Origin of the sequence: Gilliamella sp. wkB308, from assembly GCF_001690185.1 — a bacterium.
GTDB lineage: Bacteria > Pseudomonadota > Gammaproteobacteria > Enterobacterales > Orbaceae > Gilliamella > Gilliamella apicola_I.
The window spans coordinates 1-4900 of the sequence record NZ_LZGN01000013.1 but is presented as its reverse complement, the minus strand read 5'-3'; the positions used below and the strand labels follow the sequence as shown (position 1 = coordinate 4900).

At 50.4% G+C, this 4900-nt stretch carries 2 tRNA genes and 3 rRNA genes; all 5 read right to left on the bottom strand.

Going from position 1 to position 4900, the window contains the following annotated elements:
• Positions 1-108, bottom strand: a 5S ribosomal RNA gene (rrf, locus tag A9G10_RS01865); the annotation flags it as partial.
• 154 nt (positions 109-262) lie between these two features.
• A 23S ribosomal RNA gene (locus tag A9G10_RS01860) occupies positions 263-3162 on the bottom strand.
• A 202-nt stretch (positions 3163-3364) separates the two neighbouring features.
• A tRNA-Ala gene (locus A9G10_RS01855) sits at positions 3365-3440 on the bottom strand.
• A gap of 50 nt (positions 3441-3490) precedes the next feature.
• Positions 3491-3567 (bottom strand) — tRNA-Ile (locus A9G10_RS01850).
• 55 nt (positions 3568-3622) lie between these two features.
• Positions 3623-4900: ribosomal RNA gene (locus A9G10_RS01845) — 16S ribosomal RNA — on the bottom strand; the annotation flags it as partial.

Sequence of the window (4900 nt, the reverse complement as noted above, 5' to 3'; positions counted from 1 at the left end):
GCACCCTACTCTCACATGGGTAATACCCACACTACCATCGGCACTACGGCGTTTCACTTCTGAGTTCGGCATGGGGTCAGGTGGGACCACCGCGCTATTACCGCCAGACATATCCTGTCTTCTCTTTCTCTCAACTGATGTCATTATCTCATCTTTACATCAATTCCTCAATCCGGAACAAACTGTTTCTACACTCTTTAACCATCTTTCGATGATTTTCTCTTCTCTCAACTTCGCGCAATCCAAAACAACTCCGAGTTGTAAGGTTAAGACTCTCGGTTCATTAGTATCAGTTAGCTCAATGTATCACTACACTTACACACCTGACCTATCTACGTCTTAGTCTCAAACGGACCTTACTGATTCTCATCAGGGAAAACTCATCTCGAGGCTAGTTTCGTACTTAGATGCTTTCAGCACTTATCTATTCCGCACGTAGCTACCGGGCAATGCAATTGGCATCACAACCCGTACACCAGCGGTGCGTTCACTTCGGTCCTCTCGTACTAGAAGCAAACCCTCTCAATTTTCCTACGCCCATGGCAGATAGGGACCGAACTGTCTCACGACGTTCTAAACCCAGCTCGCGTACCACTTTAAACGGCGAACAGCCGTACCCTTGGGACCTACTTCAGCCCCAGGATGTGATGAGCCGACATCGAGGTGCCAAACACCGCCGTCGATATGAACTCTTGGGCGGTATCAGCCTGTTATCCCCGGAGTACCTTTTATCCGTTGAGCGATGGCCCTTCCATTCAGAACCACCGGATCACTATGACCTACTTTCGTACCTGCTCGAGCCGTCACTCTCGCAGTCAAGCTAGCTTTTGCCATTGCACTAACCTCCTGATGTCCGACCAGGATTAGCTAACCTTCGTGCTCCTCCGTTACTCTTTGGGAGGAGACCGCCCCAGTCAAACTACCCACCAGACAGTGTCCCTTACCTCGATTCAGAAGTACAGGTTAGAACATCAAACATTAAAGGGTGGTATTTCAAGGATGACTCCATGCATACTGGCGTACACACTTCTTAGTCTCCCACCTATCCTACACATTAAGGCTCAATGTTCACTGTCAAGCTATAGTAAAGGTTCACGGGGTCTTTCCGTCTTGCCACGGGTACACCGCATCTTCACGGCGATTTCAATTTCACTGAGTCTCGGGTGGAGACAGCCTGGCCATCATTACGCCATTCGTGCAGGTCGGAACTTACCCGACAAGGAATTTCGCTACCTTAGGACCGTTATAGTTACGGCCGCCGTTTACTGGGGCTTCGATCAAGAGCTTCTGCTTACGCATAACCCCATCAATTAACCTTCCAGCACCGGGCAGGCGTCACACCGTATACGTCCACTTTCGTGTTTGCACAGTGCTGTGTTTTTATTAAACAGTTGCAGCCAGCTGGTATCTTCGACTGACTTCACCTACATCCGCGCGGGATTTCAATTACCATCAGCGTGCCTTCTCCCGAAGTTACGGCACCATTTTGCCTAGTTCCTTCACCCGAGTTCTCTCAAGCGCCTGAGTATTCTCTACCTGACCACCTGTGTCGGTTTCGGGTACGATTAACTATAACCTGAAGCTTAGAGGATTTTCCTGGAAGCAGGGCATCAATTACTTCACTACCTTAGTAGCTCGTCATCACGCCTCAGGGTCTCAGTGACCGGATTTGCCTAATCACACCCCTACACGCTTAACCCACCATCCAATAGGTGGTAAACCTAGCCTTCTTCGTCCCCCCATCGCAGTTATAGCCAGTACGGGAATATTAACCCGTTTCCCATCAGATACGCCCTTCGGCCTCTCCTTAGGGGTCGACTCACCCTGCCCCGATTAACGTTGGACAGGAACCCTTGGTCTTCCAGCGAGCGGGCTTTTCACCCGCTTTATCGTTACTTATGTCAGCATTCGCACTTCTGATACCTCCAGCATGCCTCACAACATACCTTCTACGGCTTACAGAACGCTCCCCTACCCAATACACTTACGTGCACTGCCGCAGCTTCGGTGCATAGTTTTAGCCCCGTTACATCTTCCGCGCAGGCCGACTCGACTAGTGAGCTATTACGCTTTCTTTAAATGATGGCTGCTTCTAAGCCAACATCCTAGCTGTCTAAGCCTTCCCACTTCGTTTCCCACTTAACTATGACTTTGGGACCTTAGCTGGCGGTCTGGGTTGTTTCCCTCTTCACGACGAACGTTAGCACCCGCCGTGTGTCTCCCATGATTAAACTTGTCAGTATTCGGAGTTTGCATCGGGTTGGTAAGCCGGGATGGCCCCCTAGCCGAAACAGTGCTCTACCCCCAACAGTTATACATGAGGCGCTACCTAAATAGCTTTCGGGGAGAACCAGCTATCTCCCGGTTTGATTGGCCTTTCACCCCCAGCCACAGGTCATCCGCTAATTTTTCAACATTAGTCGGTTCGGTCCTCCAGTTAGTGTTAACCAACCTTCAACCTGCCCATGGCTAGATCACCGGGTTTCGGGTCTATACCCTGCAACTTAACGCACAGTTAATACTCGGTTTCCCTTCGGCTCCCCTATTCGGTTAACCTTGCTACAGAATATAAGTCGCTGACCCATTATACAAAAGGTACGCAGTCACACATGCCCAACGACACATGCTCCCACTGATTGTACGTACACGGTTTCAGGGTCTATTTCACTCCCCTCCCGGGGTTCTTTTCGCCTTTCCCTCACGGTACTGGTTCACTATCGGTCAATCAGGAGTATTTAGCCTTGGAGGATGGTCCCCCCATCTTCAGACAGGATATCACGTGTCCCGCCCTACTCTTCAAGCTTCCACATAATACACCTTCGTGTACGGGACTTTCACCCTCTATCGTGCGACTTTCCAGACGCTTCCACTGATACATTATGCTACCCGCTTTAGGCTCCTCCCCGTTCGCTCGCCGCTACTAGGGGAATCTCGGTTGATTTCTTTTCCTCGGGGTACTTAGATGTTTCAGTTCTCCCGGTTCGCCTCATCTGACTATGTATTCATCAGATGATAGTGCAGTCACCTGCACTGGGTTTCCCCATTCGGACATCGACGGCTATAGCGCCTTTTATCAGCTCACCGTCGCTTTTCGCAGATTAACACGTCCTTCTTCGCCTCTGATTGCCTAGGCATCCACCGTGTACGCTTAATTTCTTAACCTTACAACTCACAGTTGTCTTGGTCTCAATTACGCTTTTTTCTCTTTTCTACTTCACAACATCCACACTCACGTATCAATGCCTTCCGTAAAAACGAGAACTCGTTTCTTTCAGCTTGTTCCTAATTGTTAAAGAGCTTTATCTTTCTATTTACTCACATAAGTAAATACAAACATAATTTAATTCAAAAGAGACGGCTTTAATGGTGGAGCTAAGCGGGATCGAACCGCTGGCCTCCTGCGTGCAAGGCAGGCGCTCTCCCAGCTGAGCTATAGCCCCATTGTTTTCACTTCTTCAACGCCTCAAACTTCCGCTCAATGCCGTCGAATTGGTGGGTCTGAGTGGACTTGAACCACCGACCTCACCCTTATCAGGGGTGCGCTCTAACCACCTGAGCTACAGACCCAATAAAGTGACTCTTTCTAAACAAACAATCTGTGTGAACACTTACGAGCGCTTCGTAAGGAGGTGATCCAACCGCAGGTTCCCCTACGGTTACCTTGTTACGACTTCACCCCAGTCATGAATCACACCGTGGTAAACGCCCTCCCGAAGGTTAAGCTATCTACGTCTGGTGCAACCCACTCCCATGGTGTGACGGGCGGTGTGTACAAGGCCCGGGAACGTATTCACCGTGACATTCTGATTCACGATTACTAGCGATTCCGACTTCATGGAGTCGAGTTGCAGACTCCAATCCGGACTTAGACGTACTTTCTGAGGTCCGCTTGCTCTCGCGAGGTCGCCTCCCTTTGTATACGCCATTGTAGCACGTGTGTAGCCCTGGTCGTAAGGGCCATGATGACTTGACGTCGTCCCCACCTTCCTCCGCTTTATCAACGGCAGTCTCCTTTGAGTTCCCGACCTAATCGCTGGCAACAAAGGATAAGGGTTGCGCTCGTTGCGGGACTTAACCCAACATTTCACAACACGAGCTGACGACAGCCATGCAGCACCTGTCTCACAGTTCCCGAAGGCACTCCAGCATCTCTGCCAGATTCTGTGGATGTCAAGACCAGGTAAGGTTCTTCGCGTTGCATCGAATTAAACCACATGCTCCACCGCTTGTGCGGGCCCCCGTCAATTCATTTGAGTTTTAACCTTGCGGCCGTACTCCCCAGGCGGTCGATTTATCGCGTTAGCTTCGGAGCCCATCACTCAGGGCAACAAACTCCAAATCGACATCGTTTACAGCGTGGACTACCAGGGTATCTAATCCTGTTTGCTCCCCACGCTTTCGCATCTCAGCGTCAGTATCTGTCCAGAAGGCCGCCTTCGCCACCGGTATTCCTCCACATCTCTACGCATTTCACCGCTACACGTGGAATTCTACCTTCCTCTACAATACTCCAGATAACCAGTTTTAAGTGCAATTCCCAGGTTGAGCCCGGGGCTTTCACACCTAACTTAATTATCCGCCTACATGCCCTTTACGCCCAGTCATTCCGATTAACGCTCGCACCCTCCGTATTACCGCGGCTGCTGGCACGGAGTTAGCCGGTGCTTCTTCTGTAGCTAACGTCAATTGCATGCACTTTTCATACACACAACTTCCTCACTACCGAAAGTACTTTACAACCCGAAGGCCTTCTTCATACACGCGGCATGGCTGCATCAGGGTTCCCCCCATTGTGCAATATTCCCCACTGCTGCCTCCCGTAGGAGTCTGGACCGTGTCTCAGTTCCAGTGTGGCTGGTCATCCTCTCAGACCAGCTAGAGATCGTCGCCTTGGTGAGCC